This window comes from Actinomadura terrae, from assembly GCF_022751215.1.
GTDB classification, from domain to species: Bacteria; Actinomycetota; Actinomycetes; order Streptosporangiales; family Streptosporangiaceae; genus Spirillospora; species Spirillospora terrae.
In genome coordinates, this window is the sequence record NZ_JAICDG010000005.1 from 417,512 (window position 1) to 443,232 (window position 25,721).

Annotated in this window: 25 protein-coding genes; all 25 read left to right on the forward strand. The window is 73.3% G+C overall.

Annotation, left to right across the window (positions count from 1 at the left end):
- Window position 1: 1 nt before the first annotated feature.
- The 25 genes from K2F47_RS30910 (at window position 2) to K2F47_RS31030 (ending at window position 25,659) form a co-directional block, all read left to right on the forward strand.
- Window positions 2–478, forward strand: a complete 477-nt coding sequence (locus K2F47_RS30910; protein ID WP_242909411.1) for a cupredoxin domain-containing protein — start codon at window positions 2–4, stop codon at window positions 476–478.
- A 64-nt stretch (window positions 479–542) separates the two neighbouring features.
- On the forward strand, window positions 543–968 hold the full coding sequence (locus tag K2F47_RS30915; RefSeq protein ID WP_242909412.1) for an Atu4866 domain-containing protein: 426 nt from the start codon (window positions 543–545) through the stop codon (window positions 966–968).
- Window positions 965–1,927 carry an aldo/keto reductase gene (locus K2F47_RS30920; RefSeq protein WP_242909413.1) on the forward strand — a complete coding sequence of 321 codons (963 nt, stop codon included), beginning with the start codon at window positions 965–967 and terminating at the stop codon, window positions 1,925–1,927. The genes K2F47_RS30915 and K2F47_RS30920 overlap by 4 nt, the downstream gene beginning before the upstream one ends.
- A gap of 619 nt (window positions 1,928–2,546) precedes the next feature.
- Window positions 2,547–4,184 (forward strand): MFS transporter, encoded by a 1,638-nt coding sequence (locus tag K2F47_RS30925; protein WP_242909414.1) that lies wholly within the window; start codon window positions 2,547–2,549, stop codon window positions 4,182–4,184.
- Between the two features lie 99 nt (window positions 4,185–4,283).
- Window positions 4,284–5,348, forward strand: coding sequence for an aldo/keto reductase (locus tag K2F47_RS30930; protein WP_242909415.1), 1,065 nt, complete (start codon window positions 4,284–4,286; stop codon window positions 5,346–5,348).
- A gap of 394 nt (window positions 5,349–5,742) precedes the next feature.
- Window positions 5,743–6,831, forward strand: coding sequence for a ScbA/BarX family gamma-butyrolactone biosynthesis protein (locus K2F47_RS30935; RefSeq protein WP_242909416.1), 1,089 nt, complete (start codon window positions 5,743–5,745; stop codon window positions 6,829–6,831).
- Window positions 6,828–7,529 (forward strand): HAD family hydrolase, encoded by a 702-nt coding sequence (locus tag K2F47_RS30940; protein ID WP_242909417.1) that lies wholly within the window; start codon window positions 6,828–6,830, stop codon window positions 7,527–7,529. The genes K2F47_RS30935 and K2F47_RS30940 overlap by 4 nt, the downstream gene beginning before the upstream one ends.
- Window positions 7,530–7,629: 100 nt before the next feature.
- Entirely contained in the window at window positions 7,630–8,664 is a 1,035-nt protein-coding gene (locus K2F47_RS30945; RefSeq protein ID WP_242909418.1) for a 3-oxoacyl-ACP synthase III family protein, read from the forward strand.
- 573 nt (window positions 8,665–9,237) lie between these two features.
- Complete coding sequence (locus K2F47_RS30950) at window positions 9,238–10,086, forward strand: ABC transporter permease (protein ID WP_242909419.1); 849 nt, start codon at window positions 9,238–9,240, stop codon at window positions 10,084–10,086.
- Window positions 10,083–10,835: an ABC transporter ATP-binding protein gene (locus K2F47_RS30955; RefSeq protein WP_242909420.1), complete on the forward strand. Its 753-nt coding sequence runs from the start codon at window positions 10,083–10,085 to the stop codon at window positions 10,833–10,835. Before K2F47_RS30950 ends, K2F47_RS30955 begins: the two co-directional genes overlap by 4 nt.
- Window positions 10,832–12,412: an FAD-binding protein gene (locus tag K2F47_RS30960; protein ID WP_242909421.1), complete on the forward strand. Its 1,581-nt coding sequence runs from the start codon at window positions 10,832–10,834 to the stop codon at window positions 12,410–12,412. The genes K2F47_RS30955 and K2F47_RS30960 overlap by 4 nt, the downstream gene beginning before the upstream one ends.
- Window positions 12,409–12,753 (forward strand): 4Fe-4S dicluster domain-containing protein, encoded by a 345-nt coding sequence (locus K2F47_RS30965; protein WP_242909423.1) that lies wholly within the window; start codon window positions 12,409–12,411, stop codon window positions 12,751–12,753. Before K2F47_RS30960 ends, K2F47_RS30965 begins: the two co-directional genes overlap by 4 nt.
- A 72-nt stretch (window positions 12,754–12,825) precedes the next feature.
- A complete protein-coding gene (locus K2F47_RS30970; RefSeq protein WP_242909425.1) occupies window positions 12,826–13,815 on the forward strand; it encodes an ABC transporter substrate-binding protein in 990 nt (329 codons plus the stop codon).
- A complete protein-coding gene (locus K2F47_RS30975) occupies window positions 13,812–15,359 on the forward strand; it encodes an FAD-binding protein (RefSeq protein ID WP_242909426.1) in 1,548 nt (515 codons plus the stop codon). Before K2F47_RS30970 ends, K2F47_RS30975 begins: the two co-directional genes overlap by 4 nt.
- Window positions 15,356–15,700, forward strand: a complete 345-nt coding sequence (locus tag K2F47_RS30980; RefSeq protein WP_242909427.1) for a 4Fe-4S dicluster domain-containing protein — start codon at window positions 15,356–15,358, stop codon at window positions 15,698–15,700. Before K2F47_RS30975 ends, K2F47_RS30980 begins: the two co-directional genes overlap by 4 nt.
- 57 nt (window positions 15,701–15,757) lie before the next feature.
- Window positions 15,758–16,870 (forward strand): dimethylsulfone monooxygenase SfnG, encoded by a 1,113-nt coding sequence (gene sfnG / locus K2F47_RS30985; protein WP_242909428.1) that lies wholly within the window; start codon window positions 15,758–15,760, stop codon window positions 16,868–16,870.
- 23 nt (window positions 16,871–16,893) lie between these two features.
- Entirely contained in the window at window positions 16,894–18,126 is a 1,233-nt protein-coding gene (locus K2F47_RS30990; protein WP_242909429.1) for an acyl-CoA dehydrogenase family protein, read from the forward strand.
- Between the two features lie 8 nt (window positions 18,127–18,134).
- Entirely contained in the window at window positions 18,135–19,343 is a 1,209-nt protein-coding gene (locus K2F47_RS30995; protein ID WP_242909430.1) for an SfnB family sulfur acquisition oxidoreductase, read from the forward strand.
- Window positions 19,344–19,360: 17 nt separating this feature from the next.
- Window positions 19,361–20,533 (forward strand): LLM class flavin-dependent oxidoreductase, encoded by a 1,173-nt coding sequence (locus K2F47_RS31000; RefSeq protein WP_242909431.1) that lies wholly within the window; start codon window positions 19,361–19,363, stop codon window positions 20,531–20,533.
- A complete protein-coding gene (locus K2F47_RS31005; RefSeq protein ID WP_242909432.1) occupies window positions 20,530–21,003 on the forward strand; it encodes a flavin reductase family protein in 474 nt (157 codons plus the stop codon). The genes K2F47_RS31000 and K2F47_RS31005 overlap by 4 nt, the downstream gene beginning before the upstream one ends.
- A gap of 10 nt (window positions 21,004–21,013) precedes the next feature.
- Window positions 21,014–21,511, forward strand: a complete 498-nt coding sequence (locus K2F47_RS31010; protein ID WP_242909434.1) for a GNAT family N-acetyltransferase — start codon at window positions 21,014–21,016, stop codon at window positions 21,509–21,511.
- Window positions 21,512–21,524: 13 nt separating this feature from the next.
- Window positions 21,525–22,052, forward strand: coding sequence for an NADPH-dependent FMN reductase (locus K2F47_RS31015; protein ID WP_242909435.1), 528 nt, complete (start codon window positions 21,525–21,527; stop codon window positions 22,050–22,052).
- Window positions 22,053–22,067: 15 nt separating this feature from the next.
- Window positions 22,068–23,393 carry an NtaA/DmoA family FMN-dependent monooxygenase gene (locus tag K2F47_RS31020; protein WP_242909437.1) on the forward strand — a complete coding sequence of 442 codons (1,326 nt, stop codon included), beginning with the start codon at window positions 22,068–22,070 and terminating at the stop codon, window positions 23,391–23,393.
- Complete coding sequence (locus K2F47_RS31025) at window positions 23,390–24,547, forward strand: LLM class flavin-dependent oxidoreductase (RefSeq protein ID WP_242909439.1); 1,158 nt, start codon at window positions 23,390–23,392, stop codon at window positions 24,545–24,547. Before K2F47_RS31020 ends, K2F47_RS31025 begins: the two co-directional genes overlap by 4 nt.
- The gene (locus K2F47_RS31030; RefSeq protein ID WP_242909441.1) at window positions 24,544–25,659 is read left to right on the forward strand and encodes an LLM class flavin-dependent oxidoreductase; all 1,116 of its coding nucleotides are present in this window, start codon (window positions 24,544–24,546) and stop codon (window positions 25,657–25,659) included. The genes K2F47_RS31025 and K2F47_RS31030 overlap by 4 nt, the downstream gene beginning before the upstream one ends.
- Window positions 25,660–25,721 lie beyond the last annotated feature (62 nt).

A 25,721-nucleotide genomic window follows, 5' to 3' on the forward strand; every position in this document is an offset into this window, starting at 1 on the left:
GATGAATTCCAAGATCAGTGTCGTGGGCGCGATCGGCGCGTCGCTGTGCGCCCTCGCCGTCGTCATCGCGAGCTGCGCCGGGTCGCCCGACGGCACCGGCGCGCACGCGCACGGGACGGCCGGCGGCGCGATCACCCTCGGCCCCGAGGGGGCGGGCGACTCCGGGACACCGGCCGGCGCGGCGGGCGCACCGGTGTTCCGGCTCGCCGCGCGGAGCGACGGGTCGCACGCCTTCGACCACAACCGGCACACCGCGTCCGGCGACCGGATCGTGCTGCTCTTCCGCAACGACTCGGGCATCCCGCACGACATGGTGATCGAGCGGGACGGCCGGGTCGCCGGCCGCACCCGCGTGATCACCAAGGGCGAGACCCAGGCGCTGGTCACCGGGCTCACCCCCGGCCGCTACGCGTTCTACTGCTCGGTCGGCGGGCACCGGAGCGACGGCATGGAGGGCGTCCTGGAGATGACCGGCTGACCCGCCCTCCCTCACCCCGCCGCGCCACCGCCCCGACCCGGACCGCATCGAGAAGGAGACCGACGTGTCCAGGACCATCTCCCCCGGCGCCGCGCTCGCCGCCGCGTTGCTCGCCGTCTCGCTGACCACCACGGCCTGTTCGAGCGACGAGGACGATCCCAAGGCAGCCCCCCCGTCTGCCGGGACCACGTCGGCCGCCCCGCAGGCGGCCGTGTCCTCGTCGGCCGTGCCCTCGGCGCCCTCCGCCGAGGGCACGGCCCCCGGGGTGGTCGGCACCTGGGCCAGCGCCGACGGCAGCCTGCGCCTCGTCCTCAACAAGGACGGCACATTCGTCGAGGACTACAACGGCCAGAAGGCCGCCTACTCCGGCAAGTACACCGTCAGCGGATCGACGCTGACGCTCAACGACAAGACGGGCGTCACCGCGAACGGGACGGTCACGACAGGATCGATCTCGCTCAGCGGATCGACGCTCACCAAGAAGGGATGAACGAGACCGTGCAGCAGAGGACTCTCGGATCGACGGGCCTGACCGTGGGGGCCATCGGCCTCGGATGCATGGGGATGAGCTTCGCCTACAGCCCCGGCCGGCGCGACGACGAGGAGTCGGTCCGCGTCGTCAACACCGCGATCGACCAGGGCGTCACGCTCATCGACACCGCGGACGTCTACGGCCCGTTCACCAACGAGGAGCTGGTCGGGCGCGCGCTGCGCGGCCGCCGCGACGAGGTGGTGCTGGCCAGCAAGTGCGGCCTGGTGGTGCGGGACGGGGAGATCGTCCCGAGCGGTCGCCCGGACCACATCCGCGCCGCCGCCGAGGGCTCGCTCCGGCGCCTCGGCGTGGACGTGATCGACCTCTACCAGCTCCACCGGGTGGACCCGGCGGTCCCGGTCGAGGACAGCTGGGGCGCGATGGCCCAGCTGGTCACCGAGGGCAAGGTGCGCCACATCGGCATGTCCGAGGCGAACGTGGACCAGCTCGCGGCGGCGCACGCGATCCACCCGGTCGGGACCGTCCAGAGCGAGCTGTCGCTGTGGAGCCGGGACCAGCTCGACAAGGTCGTCCCGTGGTGCCGGGAGCACGACGCGGCGTTCATCGCCTACTCCCCGCTCGGCCGCGGCTACCTCACCGGCGTGCTGACCACGGCAGACCAGTTGGAGGAGGGCGACTGGCGGCGCGGCAACCCGCGCTTCCAGGCCGAGACGATCGAGCGGAACCGGCGCGTGGTCGCCGTCGTCGACGAGGTCGCCCGCGAGCGCGGCGCGACGCCCGCGCAGGTGGCGCTGGCCTGGGTGCTCGCGCTCGGCGAGGACATCGTCCCGATCCCCGGCACCAAGCGCCTGACCTACCTGGAGGAGAACCTCGGCGCGGCCGAGGTGCGGCTGACCGCCGCCGACCTGGAGGCCCTCGCCCCGCTCGCCGACCAGGTGACCGGCGACCGCTACTGACCGAAGACGATCTGCCCGGCCCCCGGGCCCCGTAACCGGGGAGCGGGCCGGATGACGGCCGGGTCGGCACCGGAGTAACCCGGTGCCGACCCAGCGCCATTTTCCGCGGATCGCGCTCCTCTCCCTGAACGCCATCCGCGGCGGCCCGTCCTCCCGAACGGCCGTCTCGGCCGCGCGACGCGAACATGGCGTCGAGCGGGCCCGGTCACCGGGACGGTTACCGGGCACAGATTCTGCCCCGGGGACGCCGGAAACGCTGCACCACGTGCGGCTCTTTGCGCCCCCGACCATATCCCGCCGCCGACTTTATCATTCATGATAAGACCGCGTCTCGAACATATGGGCACCACTCATGGCCCTTGCCGGACGGGATCGAAGCCGCACTCCGGCCGCCCTCAGGCGAATAACCACCGACAACTTCGCACGGTGAGAACAGAATTACATTCAGCGCCCGCGAGAAACTGCAACCCGAGTATGACAACTCCCGTCATACCTTCGGTTGATGGGGAAACCGGTGACCTACATTCATCTCTCGTTACCTTGCGCCGCACTGTAAGAGACCTTATAGTTGCTCGGTACCTGATGATATTTCGTCCTCATAGGGGAGGGAGCTGGCCGCATGACTGCCGGCACGGAATCGGAAATTGCGCGGCCGGGCCCGCGGGAACGGGTGCACACCGTTCCCACCCTGGCCGCCATCGCGCTCGCGAGCATCACGCTCCCGCTGACCGTGACGGGCCCCGCCGTCGCCCTGTCGGACATGGCGGCCGACCTCGGCTCCAGCGTCGCCGCGGCCCAGTGGGTCCAGAACGCCTACGGCGTCACGTTCGCCGCCTGCCTGCTGGCGGCGGGCGGGCTCGCCGACCGCTTCGGCCGCCGCCGCGTCCTGCTGACCGGCCTCGCGCTGTTCTGCCTCATGTCGCTGGTGTGCACGGTGGCGACGAGCATGCTGCTCGTGGACATCGCGCGCGCCGTCCAGGGCGTCGGCGCGGCAGGCGTGCTGACCAGCGGCGCCGCGATCCTGGCCGCCTCGTTCCAGGGCCCGGCGCGGGCGCAGGCGTTCGGCGTGCTCGGCGGCTCGTTCGGCTGCGGCCTGGCGCTCGGGCCGCTGACCGCGGGCGCGCTGGTGAGCGCGGGCAGCTGGCGCGCGGTCTTCGCCATCAACGTGGTCGTCGGGCTCGTGGTGGTCGCGCTCGCCCGGTTCATCCCCGAGTCCCGCAACCCGGTCGCGACCCGGGTCGACTGGGGCGGCGCCGCGACGTTCAGCGGCAGCCTCGGGCTGCTCGCGCTGATGTTCGTCGAGGGACCCGACCAGGGCTGGCTCACCCCGGCGACGCTCGGCTCGCTGGCGGGCGCGGTCGCGCTGATGGTCGCGTTCGTGCTGGTCGAGCTGCGGGTGGAGCACCCGATGTTCGACCTGTCGCTGTTCCGCCGACCGACGTTCATCGTCGTCGTGTGCCAGCCGTTCACGATCACGTTCGGGTTCGTGGTGCTGCTGGTGTACCTGCCGCCCTACTTCCAGGGCGCGGGCGGGCACACGGCGACCGAGGCGGGCGCGCTGCTGCTCCCGCTGACCGTGCCGGTCTTCCTCGTCCCCCTGGTGGCGGGGCGGATCGCCGCCAAGATCCCGCTGCGCGTGATGCTCGCCGCGTCGTCGACGCTGATCGCCGCCGGCTCCCTCTGGCTGATGACCCTCCAGCCGGACGCCTCCTGGACAGGGCTCGCCGGCCCGCTGCTGGTGTTCGGCGTCGGCGTCGGCAGCGCGTTCGGCGTCATGGACAACGCGGCGGTGAGCGTCGCGCCGGTCGAGCGCGCGGGCATGGCGTCCGGGATCTTCAACACGATGCGCATCACCGGCGAGTCGGTCGCGATCGCGGGCGCCGCCGCGCTGCTGGCGAGCCTCACGCTGCGCGACCTGAACGACCGCGCGCCCTCGCTGTCGGGGAACGCGCGCGACCTCGCGGGCGAGGGCGTGCAGGGACGCATCGACGGCGCGCTGGACTCCGTCCCGTCCGACCAGCGGCAGTACGCGCTGGACGCCGCCGCGCACGGGCTCACCTCCGCGATGCACACCGCATTCCTGCTGCTGGCCGGGCTCGCGCTGCTCGGCGCGATCACCACCTACGCGGTGATCCGCGACCGCGAGTTCGACGACGCGGCCGAGGGCGCCACCGAGACCAACGAGGCCGCCGAGACCAACGAGACCCCGGCCAAGGCGGGCAGCGGCACCGCCGAGCCGGGCCCGGCCGGGGCCTGAATTACCGGCGCCTGAACTACACAGATGCCCCGCTCCCGCGCGGACCCCGCGCCGCGCGGAGCACCCCCGCACGGATTCACAACACGGAAAGGAAACGCGATGCGGTACCGCTATATGGGCGACACCGGGTTGATGGTGTCGGAGCTGTGCTACGGGTCGTTCAACTTCGGCGGCAAGGCCCCGTTCCTCGGCGCGCCCGACCGCGACTGGGCCGAGTTCGGGACGGTCGAGGAGCAGGAGGTGTTCCGCCTCGTGAACACCGCGCTCGACGCGGGCGTGAACTTCTTCGACACCGCCGACGTGTACAAGAACGGCATGGGCGAGCAGTTCCTCGGCGTCGCGCTGAAGAACGTCCGCGACCGGGTCGTCATCGGGACGAAGGGGCGCTGGCGCATCACCGACGACCCGAACGACCTCGGTTCGTCCCGGCACCATTTGTTCGCCGCCGTCGAGGCCAGCCTGCGCCGGCTGAACACCGACTACATCGACATCTACCACCTGCACGGCTTCGACCCGCGTACCTCGCTGGACGAGACGCTGCGCGCCCTGGACGACCTGGTCCGGTCGGGCAAGGTCCGCTACCTCGGGGTGTCGAACTTCGCGGCCTGGCACCTGATGAAGGCGCTGTCGGTGTCCGAGCGGCGCAACCTGGCGCGCGTCGTGACCTACCAGGGCTACTACAACCTCGCCGCGCGCGAGCTGGAGCGGGAGATCGTCCCGCTGAGCGTGGACCAGAACGTCGGCATCACCGTGTGGTCGCCGCTGGCCGGGGGCTTCCTGACCGGCAAGTACCGGCGCGGTGAGGGGCGGCCCGAGGGCAGCCGGCTCGCCAACGCGACCGCCGCCGAGTCGGCGCCGCTGACCGACGAGGAGCAGGCCTACGACATCGTCGACGAGCTGGCCGAGATCGCCGCCGAGCGCGGCGTGACGGTGCCGCAGGTCGCGCTGAACTGGGTGCTGGCCAAGCCCGGCATCACGGCGGCGGTGGTCGGCGCGAGCAAGCCGAGCCAGCTGGAGGACAACCTGAGCGCCATGGAATGGACGCTGACCGAGGCGGAGATCGAGCGCCTCGACAAGGTCAGCGAGGTTCCCGCGCCCTACCCGTACTGGCACATCCGCACGGTCGGCGCCGACCGGAAGCTGCCGGGCGACGTCTACCCCTGACCGGTCGCACGACCGGTCCCTGAGCCGCGGCGCCGAGAATTCCAGCATTCCTGCCCGGGTTTGGAAACTCGGCGTCGCGTTCGTCCCCTATTCGCCGTCTGGACGGGAATGCGATGTACCGCGAAGACCATGAGAGCCGGATCACAGTCCACCACCGGGCCATCGGAGGCGGCCCGCGTCGTAGCTGATCAGCCCCATGGCCACCCCTATCCGGACGACCGAAAATCCCCGCTACCGCTATTTCAGACGACCCTTTCTAAAAAGCAATTCTCGGAGGCGCCACTGGTCCCTTAATGCGCGTTGACAGTGCCTTCTGGACACCCATAACCTTATCGAGAGCAAGATCATTCGATAGCTGATGCCGTCACCATGGTCGATTGGAGAGGATGACACCATGGCCCACACGAAAATCAGCCCGCAGGCGATCGATCTCGAATTCGCACGCACCATTGACCGCACACTGGTGCACCGTGAATCGCTCGCCGAAGTCTTTCTCACCGACAGCCGGCAACTGGACGAGGACACCTACGCGGTGGCCGCGTTCCTGCCCCGCTCGCACGCCTACTACGGCGACCACCTGCTCACCCCGGCCGCCTACGATCCGATGCTGCTGCTGGAGGCGTGCCGCCAGGGGGCCATCCTCGGCGCGCACCGGCACTACGACGTGCCGCTCGACCACAAGTTCATCCTGACCGACATGCGGATCAGGATCGAGCGGCCGGAGCTGCTCACGGTCGGCGCGAAGCCGCGACGGGTGACGATGCGCGTCCAGACCGCGCGCCGCGTCCGCGACGACCGAATCACGGGCATCGACTACACGATGCGGCTGGAGATCGCGGGCTTCGAGATCGGCACCGCCGGGATCGGCATGCGGTTCAAGTCGCCGGAGAGCTACATGGCCCTCCGGCTCCGCAACCGCGACGGCGCGCTGCTGCGCTCGACGTCGGTCCCGCCCGAGCAGAGCCCGGGCGCTCCGGTCGCGCCGCACCTGGTCGGCCGGACGCTGCCCGACAACGTCGTGCTGTGCGACGCGAAGGCGGAACGTTCCGGCGCGAGCGCGGTGCTGCGGCTGGCGGCCGGCCACCCGAGCCTGTTCGACCACCCCCAGGACCACATCCCGGGGATGGTGCTCGCCGAGGCGGCCCGCCAGATCGTCCACTACGGAGCGCTGGAGGTCCGCGGCGTGTCCGCGGTCAAGAGCTACCTCACCGAACTGACCGCCACGTTCAGCGCGTTCGGCGAACTGGAGCGCGACATCACGCTCCACGCCTCCGTCGACGCGCCCGTGCCCGGCACCGGGCCGGGGAGCCCGCTGACCGAGGACGGCATCACCTACACGGCGGCGGGCCCCGGGGAGATCGAGGGCCTTACCGGCGACCCGGCGGCCCCGCCGCTCACGGTCGCCGCCGACGTGGACATCAGGCAGAACGACCGCTCGATCTGCGCGGTCGGCTGCGTGCTCACCGGCGTCCACGGCCGGTGAGCGGCGACGCGCCCGCGGGGGCGGCCGCGTTCTTCGACGTGGACGAGACGCTCGTCCACTTCAAGAGCATGTTCCGTTTCCTGCGGTACCACCTGAGGACGCAGGGCGAGCCGGAGGGCACCTACGGGCGCCTCGCCGGCGAGCTGCACGCCGCCGCGGCGGCCGGGGCGGGCAGGGCAGAGGTCAACCGGCGGTACTACCGGCTCTTCGCGGGGGAGGACGCGCGCCGGCTGGCCGAGAGCGGCGCCGCCTGGTTCGCCGAGGAGTCGCGGGACCGCTCGCCCTTCCTGACCGGGACGCTGCGCGAGTACCGGCGGCACCAGGCACGGGGGAACCTCGTCGTGCTGCTGTCGGGCTCGTTCTTCGCGTGCCTCGACCCGATCGCCGAGGCGCTGGGCGGCCACTGCTGGGCGGTCGGCACGCGGCCGGTCGTCCGGCGCGGCAGGCTGACCGGCGAGGTGCTCACACCGCTGATCGGCGTCGCGAAGGGCCGCGCCGCGCGGGCCACCGCCGCCGTCCGCGGCCTGGACCTCGCCCGGTGCAGCGCCTACGGCGACCACGCCACCGACCTCCACCTGCTGGAGGCCGTGGGCGACCCGGTCGTGGTCGGTGACGACCCGCTCCTGCTGGACCGCGCGAATCTGCGGCGGTGGCGCAGGCTGCGCACCGGGACCGTGCCCCGCGCCGCGGTCTCCTGACCCGCAGCGGTCACCGCGCGGCCCCGCGCCGCGCGGCGTAGCACCGCGCGGTGACCGCGCCCTGTGCCAGGCCAACCCAAGAACTGGAGCAATCCTTCTCATGGCCCAGATAGGCATTCTCAGCACGGGTTCCTACCTGCCCGACCGCGTCGTCGGCAACGACGAGATCGCGGGGCCGGCCGGAGTGTCGGCCGACTGGATCGTCCGCAAGACCGGCATCGTCGAGCGGCGGCGGGCCGCCGCGCACGAGGCGTCCTCCGACCTCGCGGCGGCCGCCGCGCGGCGGGCCCTCGACCAGGCCGGGCTGACCCCCGACCAGCTCGACTACGTGGTCGTCGCCACGTCCACGCCCGACCACCCGCTGCCCGCGACCGCGAGCATCGTGCAGCACCTGATCGGCGCCGAGGGCGCGGGCGCGTTCGACATGAACGCCGTGTGCAGCGGCTTCGTCTACGCGCTGATGGTGACCGAGCGGCTGCTGCGCGGGGACGGCGGCGGCGGATACGGCGTCGTGGTCGGCGTCGACATCTACTCGCGCATCCTCGACTACTCCGACCGCAGGACGGCGATCCTGTTCGGCGACGGCGCGGGCGCGGTCGTGCTCGGCCCGTCCCCGGCCGGGGGCGGGCTCGCCGACGCGCTGCTGATGAGCCGCGGCGACATGCACGGCCTGATCCGCGTCCCGGCGGGCGGGAGCCGCATGCCCGCGTCCGAGCACACGCTGGAGGAAGGCCAGCACTTCTTCAAGATGGACGGGCGGGGCGTGCGCGAGTTCGTCCACGACACCCTGCCCGAGACCGTGCGAGAGCTGCTGCGGCGCGGCGGGGTGCCGCCCGAGGAGGTGCGGCACTTCGTCCCGCACCAGGCCAACGGCGCGATGCTCGCCGACATCGTGCCCTCCCTCGGGCTCACGACCGCGCACACGCACCTGACCGTCGAGCGCTACGGCAACACGGGCGCGGCGTCGATCCCGATCACGCTGGACGCCGCGTACCGGCGCGGCGCGATCGGGCCCGGCGACCTCGTCCTGCTGGCGGGCTTCGGCGGCGGGATGGCGCTCGGCGCGTCGCTGGTCCGCTGGACGAGCCCGCGGCTGACCGGGTCCGTCCAGACCCCGGCGGGAGCCGCGGTCTAGGCAGCGCCGCGGTGTAGGTACCACTGCCGGCCGGCGGGTCCCGCTGGGGAGCGACGCGGCCCGCCGGCGGCACTCCGGAAAGGTGGCCGTGTTCGGGGAACCAGGACCCCGGGCACGGCCACCACCGTTGATGGACCGTGGACCCTGCGTCCGGACCGAGTTACGGTCCGTCTACCACGGTGTTTCCGGACGGTGTGATCTGGGTTACCGTGGCCATGATCATCACCGGCCGTCCGATACGACATATTCCCTGGTAAAGCAGTAGGTTTTGTCGGTTTTACTCGACCTCCGTGACGTCTCCGCAGGTCGAGCGGGCTTTTCGGGGTCTTCCCCCAGCGTGCGTCCATGTGCATGCTAGGAGCATGAACGCAACGGAGGCACTGGTGGCGAGGCGCCACATCGACCTCCTCCGCGTGTGCAGCGCGTCCTGTTGACCCGCCCTTCCGCACGCCCCGGCCGCTGATCCGCCGCCCCTTCTCTTCTTTTCTCCCCCTCACGCCTTGTCGCCGCCGGCCCCATGCCCGCCGGACACCCCTGCCTTCCTGCTCGCGTCCTGCCCCCTGGAGGTAACGCATGTCCACTGAGCTGCTCGATCCACCCCGCTCCGCGCTGCCACGCGCGGCGGCGCCGCGGACCGCAGCGCGCTCGGGCGCCGTGGCGCTGGCGCTGCTGCGCCGCGCCCGCAAGGTCAGCGGCCTCGTCCTGGTGCTCGCGTTGTGGGAGGTCGGCGCGCGGGCCGGCTGGCTCGGCAGCACCACGCCGCCGCTCAGCGACGTCGCGCAGCGGGGCTGGGAGATGACCTCCTCCGGTGAGCTGACCGACAACCTCGGGGTCTCGCTGCTGCGGGTGCTGAAGGGCCTCGCGATCGGGCTGCCGCTCGGCCTCGGGCTCGGCCTGCTGTCGGGGCTGTTCCGGGTCAGCGAGGACGTCATCGACGCGCCGCTCCAGGCCGTCCGGATGCTGCCGCACCTGGCGCTGGTGCCGCTGTTCATCATCTGGTTCGGGATCGGCGAGACCTCCAAGGTCGGCCTGATCGCGGTCGGCGTGGTGTTCCCGCTCTACATCAACGTGTTCCACGGCATCCGGGGCGTGGACGAGCGGCTGGTGGAGTCCGCGCGGACCTGCGGGCTCGGCCGGATCGGGCTCGTCCGCAAGGTGATCCTGCCCGGCGCGCTCCCGCAGATCCTCGTCGGGCTGCGGCTATCGCTCGGCGTCGCCTGGCTGACGCTCGTGGTCGTGGAGCAGTCGGCGACGGCCAGCGGCATCGGCTTCGTCATCAACCAGGCCACGCAGTTCCTCCAGATGGACACGGTCTTCCTCGTGCTCGTCGTCTACGCGCTGCTCGGCGTCTCGACGGACCTGCTGGTGCGGCTGATCGAGCGCCGCGTCCTGGCCTGGCGGCGAGGGCTGGTGGCGCGATGACCACCGGCACGAGAAACGTCGCCACGAGGAACAGCGTGCGGGTGCGCGGGCTCACGCGCTCGTTCGGGGAGCGGACCGTCCTGGACGGGGTGGACCTCGACATCGCCCCCGGCGAGTTCGTCGCGCTGCTCGGCGCGAGCGGCTCGGGCAAGAGCACGCTGCTGCGCGCGCTGGCCGGGCTGGACGGCGAGGGGAGCGGCGAGATCGACGTCCCCGCCAAGCGCGCCGTCGTCTACCAGGAGCACCGGCTGCTGCCGTGGAGCCGGGTGTGGGACAACGTCGTCCTGGGCCTGCGCGGCCGGAACCTGCGCGCCCGCGCTGAGGACGCGCTGGCCGAGGTCGGGCTCGCCGCCCGTGCCGACGCCTGGCCGCTCACGCTGTCGGGCGGCGAGTCGCAGCGGGTCGCGCTGGCGCGGGCCCTCGTCCGCACCCCCGACCTGCTGCTGCTGGACGAGCCGTTCGGCGCCCTCGACGCGCTGACCAGGCTCAACGCCCAGGCGCTCGTCGCCGACCTGTGGGCCGAGCACCGGCCCGCCGTGCTGCTGGTCACCCACGACGTCGAGGAGGCGCTGCTGCTCGCCGACCGGGCGCTGCTGCTCGCGGACGGCCGGATCGCCCGCGAGTACGCCGTCGACCTGCCGCGCCCCCGCTCGATGGACGACCCCCGCTTCGTCGCGCTGCGCCGCGACCTGCTCGCCGGGCTCGGCGTCCGCGCCGCCACCACCACGAACGCCAGGGAGACACTGTGACGACCACCGAGATCGACGCGGACGTGCTGGTCGCGGGCGGCGGGCCCGCCGGGGCGTGGGCCGCGGTGAAGGCGGCGGAGGCGGGCGCGAGCGTCGTCCTCGCCGACAAGGGCTACCTCGGGACGAGCGGCGCGACCGCGTCGGCGGGCACCGGCGTCTGGTACGTCGAGCCGGAGCCGGCGGCCCGGGAGGCGGCGATGGCGAGCCGCGAGGGCCTCGGCGGGTACCTCGCCGACCGGGAGTGGATGGCCCGCGTCCTCGACCAGACCTACGCGAACATGAACGAGCTGGCCGAGGTGTCGCGGTACCCGTTCCCGGTCGACGGCGACGGCCGGCAGATCCGGCGCGGCCTGCAAGGGCCCGAGTACATGCGGCGGATGCGCGTCCGGGTGCGCCGGGCGGGCGTGCGGGTCCTGGACCACAGCCCGATCACCGAACTGCTCGCCGACGGCTCGGGCGCGGTCGCGGGCGCCGCCGGGTACCGGCTGCGCGAGGACCACGCGTTCCGCGTCACGGCCCGCGCGGTGGTGCTCGCCACCGGCGGCTGCGCGTTCCTCAGCAAGGCGCTGGGCTGCGACGTCAACACCGGCGACGGCGCGCTGTTCGCGGTGGAGGCGGGCGCGGAGCTGTCGGGGATGGAGTTCTCCAACGCCTACGCGATCGCCCCGGCGTTCACATCCGTGACGAAGACGGCGTTCTACTCGTTCGCGACCTTCTACCACGCGGACGGGAGCGTCCTCGAAGGCGCGGGCAGCCAGCGCGGCCGCTCGGTCATCGCGCGGACGCTGCTCACCGAGCCCGTCCTGTGCCGGATCGACAAGGCGACGCCGGAGGAGCAGCAGGCGATGCGGCTCGCGCAGGCGAACTTCTTCCTGCCGTTCGACCGGCAGGGCATCGACCCCTTCACCGACCTGTTCCCGGTCACGCTGCTCGCCGAGGGCACCGTGCGCGGCACCGGCGGCATCCGGATCACCGGCCCGGACTGCGCGACGACCGTGCCCGGCCTGTACGCGGCGGGCGACGCCGCGACCCGCGAGCTGATCTGCGGCGGGTTCACCGGCGGCGGCAGCCACAACTCCGCGTGGGCGATGTCGTCGGGCACGTGGGCGGGACGGGGCGCCGCGCGGCACGCCGCCGAGCTGGGCGGACGCGCCACGGGACGCGCCGTCCGCGCGCTCGGCGAGGCGGGGGTCCGCCCGGCGGGCCCCGCGACCGCCGACCACACCGGGTACGTGAAGGCCGTCCAGGCCGAGGTGCTGCCCTACGACAAGAACCTGCTGCGGCACGCCGACCGGCTCGTCCCGGCGCTGGACGCCCTCGACCGGACGTGGCGCGACCTGACCGGCACGCTGCGCGGCGAGGGCGCCGGACTCGTCCGGGCGCGGTCGGCCGCCGCGATGGCCGCGCACGCCCGCTGGATGTACAGCGCCGCGCTCGCCCGGACGGAGACGCGCGGCATGCACAAGCGGCAGGACCTGCCCGAGCAGGACCCGTCCCAGCGGCACCGCCTGGTCACCGGCGGCCTGCACGAGGTGTGGACGCGTCCCGAGACCGCCGCGCTGGCGGTGGCGTCGTGATCGAGATCGTGTCGCGGGAGCGGTGCATCGCCTGCGACAAGTGCGTGGTCGTGTGCCCGACGAACGTCTTCGACCGGGGCCCGGACGGCATCCCCGTCCTGACCCGGCAGAGCGACTGCCAGACCTGCTTCATGTGCGAGGCGTACTGCCCGGTCGACGCGCTGTTCGTCGACCCGCGCTCGCACCCGCTGCCCGAGCCGCCCGACGAGGCGGGCCTCGCCGCGGACGGGCTGCTCGGCAGCTACCGCGAGCAGATCGGCTGGGGGCGCGGCCGCACCCCCGGCGCGAGGCTCGCCGTCGGCCCGTCGCTGAACCGCTCCGGCGCCCCGCTCACCTCCTGATCCACCGAGCCGCCCTCACCACCGAGCCGCCCTCACCACTGGGCCGTCCTGAACCACCGAGAGGAAAGAACCGTGAAGATCCCCAAGATCCTGGCCGCCGGGCTGCTCGTGCTGGGCGCGGCGGCGTGCGGGTCGTCCGCGGCCGCGGGCGGCTCCAAGACGCTGCGCGTCGGAGTGATCGGGACGGCCGCCGGCAACAAGCTGAACCGCACCGTCGGGTTCCTCGACGAGCGCGGCGAGCTGCTGCCCGAGCTGAAGGCCGCCGGGATCGACAAGATCCAGGTCGCGACGTTCCAGAACGGCCCCGACCTGAACCAGGCCCTCGCGGGCGGGTCGCTCGACATCGGGATCTACGGCGACACCCCCGCGCTGATCGGGCGCGGGCAGGGCCTGCCGACCCGGCTGGTGTCGCTGAACACCGTCCGGCTGGACGCGGCGGTCGTCGCCAAGAAGGACGGCGGGCCCACCACGCTCAAGGACCTGGAGGGCAAGCGGATCGGCGTGCAGACCGGCTCCTACATCCACCGCTACCTGCTCGGCGCGCTCCAGCAGGCGGGGGTGAAGCCCAAGCAGATCATCCACATGTACACGCCCGCGATCATCGCGGCGCTGGAGAAGAACGCGATCGACGCGGGCGGGCTCGTCTCGGCCGACCAGGTCGCCGAGGAGGCGAAGGGGTACCGCTCGATCGACGTCGCCTCCCGCGACCATCCCGACCTGCTCGGCACGTCCGCGACCGTCGTGACGGAGAAGTACCTGTCCGGGCACAAGGACATCGTCAAGGTGTGGCAGAGCGCCGAGACCAAGGCGACCCGGGTGGCCAAGGCGAACTGGCCCGCCTACACCGCCTATGTCGCGCGGACCGGCGGCTACGCGCCCCAGGTCTCGATCAAGACGACGCTGAAGGAGCAGCTGCCCGACCAGCCGTTCACGCCGGAGGGGCTGAAGCTGCTCGACGGCACCAAGGGGTTCCTCGCCGGGCAGAAGCTGCTCAAGAACGACTTCCCGATCGACTCGTGGCTGGCCCCGGGCGCCCGCTCCGCGCCGGGGGTGACGCAGTGATCGAGCACGACGCGGACGTCCTCGTGCTCGGCGGCGGGCCCGCCGGGGCGTGGGCGGCGCTGGCCGCCGTCGCCGCCGGGGCGCGGGTCGTCCTCGCCGACAAGGGGTACTGCGGCACCAGCGGGCCGACCGCGTCGGGCGGCAACAACCTCTGGTACGTCCCCCCGCGCGCGGCGGAGCGCGAGCGCGAGGTCGGCGCGCGGTTCGAGCAGAGTGCCCGGCTCGCCGACCGCCGCTGGATGGCCCGCGTCCTGGACGAGACGTACCGCCGCGTCGACGACCTCGCCTCGTTCGGCTACCCGTTCCCCGTCCACGACGGGGTGGAGCGGCGCGGCAGCCTCCAGGGCCCGGAGTACATGAAGCGGATGCGGCGCCGCGTCCACCGGTCGGGGGTGCTGATCCTCGACCACCATCCGGCGCTGCGGCTGCTCACCGACTCCTCGGGGATCGTGGCGGGCGCGTCCGGCATCGCCCGGCAGCTCGACGGGGCGCCCTGGACGGTCCGCGCGGGCGCGGTCGTGCTCGCGACCGGCGGCTGCGCGTTCCTGTCCGGCGCGTTCGGCACGAACGTCGACACCGGCGACGGGCACCTGATGGCCGCCGAGCTGGGCGCGGAACTGTCGGGGATGGAGTTCTCCAGCGTGTACGGGCTGTCGCCCGCGCACGGGGCGCACACCAAGGGCCTGATGATGCAGTTCGCGACGTACTACGCCGAGGACGGCACGCGCATCGAGGTCCCCGACCCGCTGTGGGCGAGGGCACAGATCGCCGAGCGCCTCGCGGCCGGGCGGAAGGTCTTCGCGCGGCTCGACCGGGCGCCCGCCGACCTGCGGCAGGCGATGCGCGACGCGCAGCCGAACTACTTCCTGCCGCTGGACAAGGCCGGGATCGACCCGTTCCGCGACACCTACGAGGTGCGGATGGTGCTGGAGGGCACCGTCCGGGGCACGGGCGGCCTGCGGATCGTCGGCGACGACTGCGCGACGACCGTCCCCGGCCTGTACGCGGCCGGGGACGTCGCGACCCGCGAGCTGGTGTCCGGCGCGGTCACCGGCGGCGGCGCCTACAACGGCGCCTGGGCGATCTCGTCGGGCACCTGGGCCGGACGCGGCGCCGCCCGCTTCGGCCTCGGCCGGGATCGGACGCGCACCCGCCCAGCCGGGCGCGCGGGACTGACGCCCGGGTCGCTGGACGCGGCGCAAGTCGTCCGCGCCGTCCAGGACGAGATCCTGCCGCTCGACCGCAACCTGTTCCGGACGCGCGACGGGCTCCGCGCCTCGCTCGCCTCGCTGGACGCGCTATGGGAGCGCGTCACGTCCGAGGGCATCGCCGGGACCGGCCGCGAACGGCTGCGCGCCCGGTCGGCGGCGGCGATGGCCGCGCACGCCCGCTGGTGCTACCGCGCGGCGCTGGCGCGCGAGGAGTCCCGGGGCATGCACCGGCTGGACGGCCTGCCGACGCTGCGGCGCTTCGAGCACCGCCTGCTGGTCGGCGGCCTGGACGAGCCGTGGACGTCCACCGAGCCCCAGGAGGCGGCGGCGTGATCGAGGTCGTGAGCGCGGAGCGCTGCGTGAAGTGCGACGTGTGCGTCAAGGTCTGCCCGACGGACGTGTTCGAAAGGGGCCCGGACGGCCTTCCGGTGATCGCTCGGCAGAGCGACTGCCAGTCGTGCTTCATGTGCGAGGCCCACTGCCCGACGGACGCCCTGTACGTGGCGCCGTTCAGCGGCCCCGCGCCGGACGGCTCCCCGCACACCGACGAGGCGGCGCTCGCCGACGCGTTCGGCGAGTACCGGCGGATCGTCGGCTGGGGGCGCGGCCGGACGCCGGGCAGCCGCGCCGACCGCAACCACATCTTCACCGAGCGGATCCGATCGCCCCGCTGACGGCATTGACCCGGACGGGGCGACACGCGCACAATTCACACTATGTCAGTAGGGAATATGGAAAATAGCCACGAACCCCTGAAGTTCGCCTACTGGGTCCCCAACGTCAGCGGCGGGCTCGTCGTCAGCACCATCGAGCAGCGCACCGACTGGGGCTACGACTACAACCGGGCACTGGCCGTTCTCGCCGAGGAGAACGGTTTCGAGTACGCGCTCAGCCAGGTCCGCTACATCGCCTCCTACGGCGCCGCCTACCAGCACGAGTCGACCGGGTTCAGCCTCGCGCTGCTGCTCGCGACGCGGCGGCTGAAGGTGATCGCCGCCGTCCACCCCGGGCTGTGGCACCCGGGGGTGCTCTCGAAGTTCATCGCGACCGCCGACCAGCTCTCCGGCGGCCGCGCCGCCGTCAACGTCGTCAGCGGCTGGTTCAAGGACGAGTTCACCAAGCTCGGCGAGCCGTGGCTGGAGCACGACGAGCGGTACCGGCGCAGCGAGGAGTTCATCCGGGTCCTGCGGGAGATCTGGACGTCCGAGCACGCGGAGTTCGGCGGCGACTTCTACCGGCTGCACGACTTCGACCTGCGGCCGAAGCCGGTGTCGGGGCCGGGCCGCCCGCACCCGGAGATCTTCCAGGGCGGCAACTCCACCAGCGCCCGCCGGATGGCCGGGCGGGTGTCGGACTGGTACTTCAGCAACGGCCGCGACTTCGACGGCGTCACCGAGCAGATCCACGACGTGCGGGCCGAGGCCGGGCTGTACGGGCGGCGCGTCCGGTTCGGGCTGAACGCCTTCCTGATCGCGCGCGACACCGAGGCCGAGGCCCGCGAGGTGCTGCGCGAGATCGTCGCGAAGGCCGACCGGAAGGCCGTGGAGGGCTTCGGGGCGGCGGTGAAGCAGGCCGGGCAGTCGGCGTCGGACGGCAAGGGCATGTGGCAGGACTCGGAGTTCGCCGACCTCGTCCAGTACAACGACGGGTTCCGCACCGGCCTGATCGGCACGCCCGAGCAGATCGCCGAGCGGATCGTCGCCTACAAGCGGCTCGGCGTCGACCTGTTCCTGCTCGGCTTCCTGCACTACCTGGAGGACGTCGAGTACTTCGGCAAGCGCATCCTCCCCCTCGTACGCGAGCTGGAAGCGGACCTGAAGACTCCCGCACGCGTGAACTCCTGAAAACCCCCGAGACAGGAGAGGCAATGTCCGTCGAGACCGAGCAGTCCGTCGAGACCGAGCAGAGCATCCAGACGACGCAGGACGAGCGTTTCGCGGCGGCGCTGCACCGCGCCGACCTCGTCGCCGCCGAGCTGCGCGCCACCGCCGCCGAACGCGACCGCGCCAACCGGACGCCGCGCGAGGAGGTCGAGCTGCTGCGCCGGGCCGACCTGCTCCAGGTGCAGGAGCCCGTCGAGTACGGCGGGGACGGGCTGTCGTTCGCGCAGGCGGCGCAGATCGTGCGGCGGATCGCGCGCGGCGACACCTCGATCGCGCACCTGATCGGCTACCACTACGCGCAGACCCGCGTCGCCTCGCTGTTCGGCACGCCCGAGCAGGACGCCGAGCTGTCGCGCCGCAACGCTCAGGAGAAGGTGTTCTGGGGCGGCGTGCAGAACCCGCGCGGCGGCTCCGACGTCGTGCTGACGCGCGACGGCGACCGGTTCCGGCTGGACGGCCGCCGCTCGTTCGCCTCGGGCGCCGGGCTCGGCGACTACCTGTCGGTCACCGCCGCCTTCGAGGGCGAGCTGGTGTTCGTCGCGCTGCCCGGCGGGCGCAAGGGCTTCCGCGCACTCGGCGACTGGGACAACATCGGCCAGCGGCTCACCGATTCCGGCGGCGTCGAGTTCACCGCGACGCCCGTCGAGCGGCACGAGATCCTCGGCCCCGACCCGCTCACCGGACGGACGATCACCCCGTACCAGACGCTCGTCACCCCGCACTGGCAGCTGGCGTTCGTGAACTTCTATGTGGGTACGGCGGAGGGCGCCCTCGACGAGGCGCTGGACTGGACGCGCCTGCACGCCGCCCCGTGGGAGACCTCCGGCGTCGACAGCGCGACCGACGACCCGTACGTCCTGCAAACCGTCGGGGAGCTGCGCAGCGAGATCCGCGCCGCCGCCCTGCTCGCCGACCGGGCCGGGGACGCGCTCCAGCACGCGCTCGGCATCGGCGAGTCGATCACCGAGGAGGAGCGCGCGGACGCGGCGGTCGCGGTCTACGAGGCCAAGTACCTGTCGACGAAGGTCGCGCTGTCGGTCGCGTCCCGGCTGTTCGAGATCCAGGGCGCGCGGGCCACGACCAGCGCCTACGGCTTCGACCGGCACTGGCGGAACCTGCGCACGCACACCGTCCACGACCCGGTCGCCTACAAGGCACGCGAGGTCGGCGACTGGACGCTGAACCGCCGCGCCCCCGCCTTCTCCCTCTACCGCTGAGGACGACGATGCCGAACGCGCACGTGATCCGCTCGGGCGCGGAGGCCGTGGAGGTCGCGCGCAAGCTCGCCGCCGCCGTCGCCGTGCAGGCGGGCGAGCGCGACCGGGACCGGCGGGCACCGGCCGCCGAGCTGGACGAGCTGTCGCGCTCGGGCCTGCTCGGCGTCACGGTGCCCGCCCGGCACGGCGGCGCCGAGGTGGGCGTCGCCGTGCTGGCCGAGGTGTTCCGGACGCTCGCCGCCGCCGACGCGAGCCTCGCGCAGATCCCGCAGAGCCATTTCGTGTTCCTGGACGCGCTGCGGCGGCAGGGCAGCGAGCAGCAGCAGGCCCGCTACTTCGCGAAGGCGCTGGACGGCGCGCGCTTCGCCAACGCCCAGACCGAGCGCGGCGGCCGCACCGTCACCGACGACGCGACCGCACTCCGCCTGACGAAACCCGGCCGCTACGTCCTCGACGGGGTGAAGTACTACAGCACCGGCGCGCTGTTCGCCGACGTGCTGGTCGTCCGCGCCGTCCTCGCCGACGAGCCGCCGCTGCCGGACGGGTCGGCGCCCAAGGCGCTCGCCTACATCCCGCGCGACACCCCCGGCGTCGTCATCGAAGACGACTGGGACGGCATGGGGCAGCGGACCACCGCGAGTGGAACGGTCCGGCTGGAGGGCGTCCGGGTCGGCGCGAAGGACGTCGTCCCCTACAACGCCATCTTCGACGGGCCGACGACCTACGGCGCGCGGGCGCAGGTGCTGCACGCCGCGCTGGACGCGGGCATCGCCCGGGGCGCGGTCGCCGCAGCCGTCACCGCCGCCGGAAAGGCCCGGCCGTGGTTCGAGAGCGGCGCCGAGACCGCGACCGGCGACCCGCTGCTCGTCCAGCGGGCGGGCGAGCTGGAGATCACCGTCCGGGCCGCCGAGGCGCTGCTGCGGGAGGCCGCCGAGGCGATCGACGCGGCCGAGCGCGACCCGTCCGCGGATGCGACCGCGCAGGCGTCGATCGCGACCGCCGCCGCCAAGGTCGCCACCGGACGTGCCGCGCTGGACGCCGCCTCGACCCTGTTCGAGCTGGGCGGGACGCGGTCGGCGGCGGGCGCGCTGAACCTGTCGCGGCACTGGCGGGACGCGCGCACCCACACCCTGCACGACCCCGAACGCTGGAAGGTGCAGCACATCGGACGCTGGCTGCTGACCGGGACGCCCCCGCCCCGGCACGGGCAGCTCTGAGGAAGGAATCCCTGACCGTGACCCTGTCGTTCCACTGGTTCCTGCCCACCTACGGCGACTCGCGCTTCATCGTGGGCGGCGGCCACGGCCGCCTCGCGGACGCGGCGTCCGGCGACCGGCGCGCCTCGATCGGCTACCTGTCCTCGATCGTGCGCGGCGCCGAGGAGCTGGGCTTCACCGGCGCGCTCACCCCGACCGGCGCGTGGTGCGAGGACGCGTGGCTGACCACGGCGATGCTGGCGCGCGAGTCCGAGCGGCTGGCGTTCCTGGTCGCGTTCCGGCCCGGACTGATCAGCCCGACGCTCGCCGCGCAGATGGCCGCCACGTTCAGCGCGCACGCGCCGGGACGGCTGCTGCTCAACGTCGTCACCGGCGGCGAGGCGCACGAGCAGCGCGCCTACGGCGACCACCTGTCCAAGGACGAGCGGTACGCGCGCTGCGCCGAGTTCCTCTCGGTCGTGCGGCGGCTGTGGGACGGCGAGACCGTCACCCATCGCGGCACGCACCTGGACATCGACGCGGCGCGGCTGCCGACCCTCCCCGTCCCCGTCCCGCCGCTGTACTTCGGCGGGTCGTCGGCCGCCGCCGGGCCGGTCGCCGCCGAGCACGCCGACGTGTACCTGACCTGGGGCGAGCCGCTCGACGCGGTGGCCGCCAAGGTCGAGTGGATTCGCGGGCTCGCCGCGTCCCGAGGCCGGAAACCGAGGTTCGGAATACGGCTGCACGTCATCACCCGCGACACCGCCGAGGAGGCGTGGCAGCTCGCGGGACGGCTGGTCGAGGCGCTCGGCGAGGACACCGTCGCCGCCGCCCAGGCCGCGCTCGCCCGCAGCGAGTCCGTCGGCCAGCGGCGGATGCGCGAACTCCACGAGACGAGCCGCTCGAACGGCTCGTGGCGCGACCCCCGCGCCCTGGAGATCGCGCCGAACCTGTGGGCGGGCGTCGGACTCGTCCGGGGCGGCGCCGGGACCGCGCTGGTCGGCAGCCACGCCGAGGTCGCGGACCGCATCGCCGAGTACGCCGAGCTCGGCATCGACGAGTTCGTCCTGTCGGGCTACCCGCACCTGGAGGAGCTGTACTGGGTCGGCGAGGGCGTGCTGCCCCGCCTGGCCGAACGCGGCCTCTTCCACGGTTCGCCCGGAGCGGCCTCGGGTGCGACGGCGTTCCTGCCGAAGGGCGCGGCGCGATGACGGCGCTCGGACTCGACCTGCGCCGCGTCTACGGCGCCTACCCGACCGGCGTCGCGGTGGTCGCGGGCCTGGTCGGCGGGCGCCCCGCCGGGATCGCCGCCAGCTCGTTCGTGCCGGTGTCGCTCGACCCGCCGCTGGTGTCGGTGTGCGTCGCGCACACGTCCACGACCTGGCCCCGGCTGCGCGAGCGGCGCAGCATCGGGATCAGCGTGCTCGGCGCGCACCAGGAGCACGTCGGCCGCCGCCTCGGCGCCCGCGACGGCGACCGGTTCGCGGGCGTCGAGTGGCGGGCCACCGACGACGGCTCCGTGCTGGTGGAGGGCGCGTCGGCGTGGTTCGACTGCGTCGTCGAGCAGCAGGTCCGCTCCGGGGACCACGACATCGTCGTCTTCCGCGTCGAAGACCTGGACGCCGCGCACGACGTCCCCCCGCTGGTGTTCCACGCCAGCACGTTCCGTTCCCTTCGCTAAGGAGCCCGCGTTGCCCGTCAGCGTCCACGTCGAAGTCCGCGCCACGCCCTGGGACGACCCCGCCGCCGAGGCGCTGCGCAAAGCCATGGACGCGGAGATGCGCGACCGCTACGAGGACCGGCTGGAGGAGATCGAGGCGCTCGTCACCGAGCCCGACTGGCGGAGCGCGCTCGTGGTCGAACCGCACGAGGCCGTCCACGTCGCCGTCGCCTACGCCTCCGGTGAGCCCGTGGGGCACGCGGCGCTGCGCCGCCTGGAGGGCGGTGACCTGGAGCTGAAGCGGATGTACGTCGCGTCCGCCGCGCGCGGCACGGGCGTCTCCACGGCGCTGCTGGCGGCGATGGAGGACGCGGCGCGCGCGCTCGGCGCGCCCCGGCTCGTCTTGCAGACCGGTGACCGGCAGCCGGACGCGGTCCGGCTGTACGAGCGCGCGGGCTACACCCGCGTCCCGATATTTCCCCCGTACGAACGGTTGCATTTCTCGATTTGCATGGCAAAAGTGTTGTAACTAAGGAGTGAACATGAGCATCGTCGTTCTGGTGGGGAATCCTCGCCCCCAGTCCCGAACCTTTCAGATCGCTCTGAAAGCCGCGGCCGCGATAGCCGAACGGATCGGGGACGGCGACCCCCTCGACGCCGTCGATCTGTCGGCCCTGGCGCCCGACCTGCTCAGCGTCGTCCCACCCCAGGAGGTACAGGAGGCGCTGGACCGGGTCGCCGGCGCCGACATCCTGCTGGTCGCGAGCCCGACCTACAAGGGCACCTACACCGGCCTGCTGAAGGTGTTCCTCGACCGGCTGCCGGGGGGCGCGCTGGAGTCGACGATCGCGGTGCCGCTGCTGGTGATGGGCCATCCCAAGCACTCCCTCGCGGTGGAGGTGCACCTGCGGCCCCTGCTGGTGGAGCTGGGCGCGGTCGTCCCCACGCCGGGGCTGGCGTTCCTGGAGTCGCAGCTCCCGGACGCCGACGAGGTGCTCGGCGCGTGGGCGGGCACGGTCGCGCCGCAGGTGGTGGCGGCGGAGCTCGCCCGCGACGCCGCGCGGATCTGAGAAAGGAGGTCCCCGGTGCCGGTCAAGCAGATCCATCTGGCCGCCCATTTCCCCGGCGTCAACAACACGACGGTCTGGTCCGATCCAAAATCAGGGAGCCAGATCGACTTCGACTCCTTCACCCACCTCGCGGAGACCGCCGAACACGGCAGGTTCGACTTCTTCTTTCTCGCGGAGGGGCTGCGGCTGCGCGAGATGAAGGGCCGCATCCACGACCTCGACGTCGCCGGGCGGCCCGAGTCGCTGACCGTCCTGTCGGCGCTGTCGGCCGTCACCACCCGGCTCGGGCTCGCCGCGACCGTCAACTCGACGTTCAACGAGCCCTACGAGGTGGCGCGGCGCCTCGCGACCCTCGACCACCTCAGCGCCGGACGCGCCGCCTGGAACGTCGTCACCAGCTGGGACGCGTTCACCGGCGAGAACTTCCGGCGCGGCGGGTACCTGGCGGAGGAGGACCGCTACAACCGCGCCCGCGAGTTCCTGCGCACCGCCCGCGAGCTGTGGGACTCCTGGACGCACGGCGACCTCGTCGCCGACCCCGCCTCGGGCACGTTCGCCCGTCCGGGCGCCGGGACGTTCGCGCACCACGGCCCGCAGTTCGACATCGCCGGACGGTTCAACGCGCCGCGCCCGCCGCAGGGCCACCCGGTCATCATCCAGGCCGGGGACTCGCCGGAGGGACGCGAGTTCGCCGCCGCCGAAGCCGACGTCATCTTCAGCCGGCACGGCACGCTGGAGGACGGCCGCGCCTTCTACAAGGACGTCAAGAGCAGGCTCGCCAGGTACGGCCGCCGCCCCGACGAGCTGAAGATCATGCCCGCCGTCACCTACGTGCTCGGCGACACCGAGGAGGACGCCGCCGAGCGCGCCGCCGACATCCGCCGCGCGCAGGTCACCCCGCAGGGCGCGCTGGCCTACCTGGAGGGCTACTGGGGGCGCGACCTGTCCGGCCACGACCCGGACGGCCCGCTGCCCGACATCGAGCCCGACCTCGGCGAGGGCGTCTCCAAGGGCCGGGCCCAGTTCCGCGGCGACCGCGGCGAGACCGTCCGCCGGTGGCGGGCGCTGGCCGGGGAGCGCGGCCTCACGATCCGCGAGCTGGTCATCGAGGCCACCGGGCGGCAGACGTTCGTCGGCACGCCGCGCTCGGTCGCCGACCAGATCGACGAGTTCGTGCAGACCGACGCCGCGGACGGGTTCGTGCTCGTCCCGCACCTGACCCCGACCGGCCTGGACGACCTGGTCGACCACGTCGTGCCGCTGCTCCAGGAGAAGGGCGTCTTCCGCGCCGACTACACCGGCCCGACGCTGCGCGACCACCTCGGGCTGGAGGCGCGATGACGCGGTTGCATCTCGCCGCCGCGCTGCACGACGCCGGATGGCACTCGGCGGCGTGGCGCGACCCGGCGGCCCGCCCGGCCGAGCTGTTCACCGCCGGGTACTGGAGCGGCCTCGCCGCCGAGGCCGAGCGGGGCCTGCTCGACTTCGTCACGATCGAGGACGCGCTCGGCCCGCCCGCCTTGGACAAGGGGGTCCCGGCGCGGCTGGACGCCGTGCTGATCGCCGCGCGGCTCGCGCCCGCGACGTCCCGGATCGGGCTCGTGCCCGCGACCGTCGTCCCGCACACCGAGCCGTTCCACGTGTCGATCGGCATCGCCTCGCTCGACCACGCGAGCCGCGGCCGCGCCGGCTGGCGGCCCGACACCGACCCCGCCCACCACGCCCACGCCGCGCACTTCGGCCGCCGCGACCTCCCCGGCACGCCGCTGCTCGACGAGGCGGCCGAGTACACCGAGATCGTCCGGCGGCTGTGGGACTCCTGGGAGGACGACGCGGAGATCCGCGACGTCGCCACCGGCCGGTTCCTGGACCGGGAGAAGCTGCACTACATCGACTTCGCGGGCGAGCACCTCCGGGTCCGGGGGCCGTCGATCACGCCGCGCCCGCCGCAGGGCCAGCCGCCGGTGACCGTGCTGGCCGACGACGTCGACGGCTATGAGTTCGCGGCGCGCGCCGCCGACGTCGTCCTGGTCGCCCCGCGCTCCCGCCGGGACGCCGTGACCGTCGTCGCCCAGGTCAGGGAGGCCGAGCGCACCGTCGAGCGGACCGGCGAGCCGCTGCGCATCCTCGGCGAGCTGGTCGTGTTCCTCGACTCGGTGCCCGGGGCCGCGAACGCCCGGCGCGCCCGGCTGGACGGCCCCGCGAGCCTCGCCTTCGACCCGAGCCGCGCCTTCGACGCCGAGACGTTCACCGGTACCCCCGGCGACCTCGCCGACCTGCTGGTCGACTGGGGCGAGGCGGGCCTGGACGGGTTCCGGCTGCGGCCGGGCGTGCTGCCGTCCGACCTCGTCGCGATCACGCGCGAGCTGGTGCCGATCCTGCGCGGGCGCGGCGCGTTCCGCGACGCCTACGAGGCGGCGACGCTGCGCGGGCACCTCGGGCTGCCGCGCCCCGCGAACCGCTACGCCGCATCCGACCCCGGGAGCCGCCCGTGACACCGCTGTCCGTCCTCGACCTCGCGCCGGTGTCGGCCGGCGGCACCGCGCGCGACGCCGTGCGCAACGTCCTCGACCTCGCGCGCCGGGCCGAGGCCGCCGGCTACCACCGGTACTGGCTCGCCGAGCACCACCTCTCGCCGGGCGTCGCGAGCGCGGCGCCGCAGGTGCTGATCGGCGCGGTCGCGGCCGCCACGTCCCGGATCAGGGTCGGGTCCGGCGCCGTCCAGACCGGGCACTGGACGCCGCTGGCGATCGTCGAGCAGTTCGGCACGTTGGACGCGCTCCACCCGGGCCGCGTCGACCTCGGCATCGGCCGCTCCGGGCAGAAGCGCCAGGAGGCCGCGAGCCGGTCGGGCGCGCCGAAGCGTCCCGCGCGCGAGGCCACGTTCGTGGACGGCCTGCTCCTCCCCACCCCCTACGACACCACGCGGGCCGCGTCGTCGCCGAGGCTGCTGCTCCAGGACTCGCTGCTGCGCCAGGCCGGGGCGCGGCCACCGCGCTTCACCGACGCCATCGACGAGATCATCGCGCTCCTGGACGGGACGCTCAGCCGCGACGGCGTCGACGCGCACGCCACCCCCGGCGAGGGCGCGGCGCTCGCGCTGTGGATCCTCGGCAGCAGCGGCGGCGAGAGCGCCCGCGTCGCGGGCGAGCGGGGGCTGCCGTTCGCGGCGAACTACCACGTCGCCCCGGCGAGCGTGCTGGAGGCCGTGGACGCCTACCGCGCGGCGTTCCGCCCGTCCGCGACGCTGGCCGAGCCGTACGTCCTCGTCTCCGCCGACGTGGTCGCGGCGCCCACCGAGGCGGAGGCGCGCGAGCTCGCCGCCCCCTACGCGCTGTGGGTGCACAGCATCCGGGCGGGCGGCGGCGCGATCCCGTTCCCGACGCCCGCGCAGGCCGCCGCACACGAGTGGCGGGCCGAGGACCTCGACCTCGTCGCCGACCGCGTCGAGACCCAGTTCGTCGGGACGCCCCGCACGGTCGTCGCGCAGCTGGAGACGCTGCGCCGCGTCACCGGCGCGGACGAGCTGCTGCTCACCACCATCACCCACGACCACGCCGACCGCGTCCGCTCGTTCGAGCTGATCGCCGAGGCGTGGGCGGCCTAGGGCGGGTGCCGTGCACCGGCCTCAGCAGTACACCCGCACCATCGTGGCCAGGTTGTTGGGGT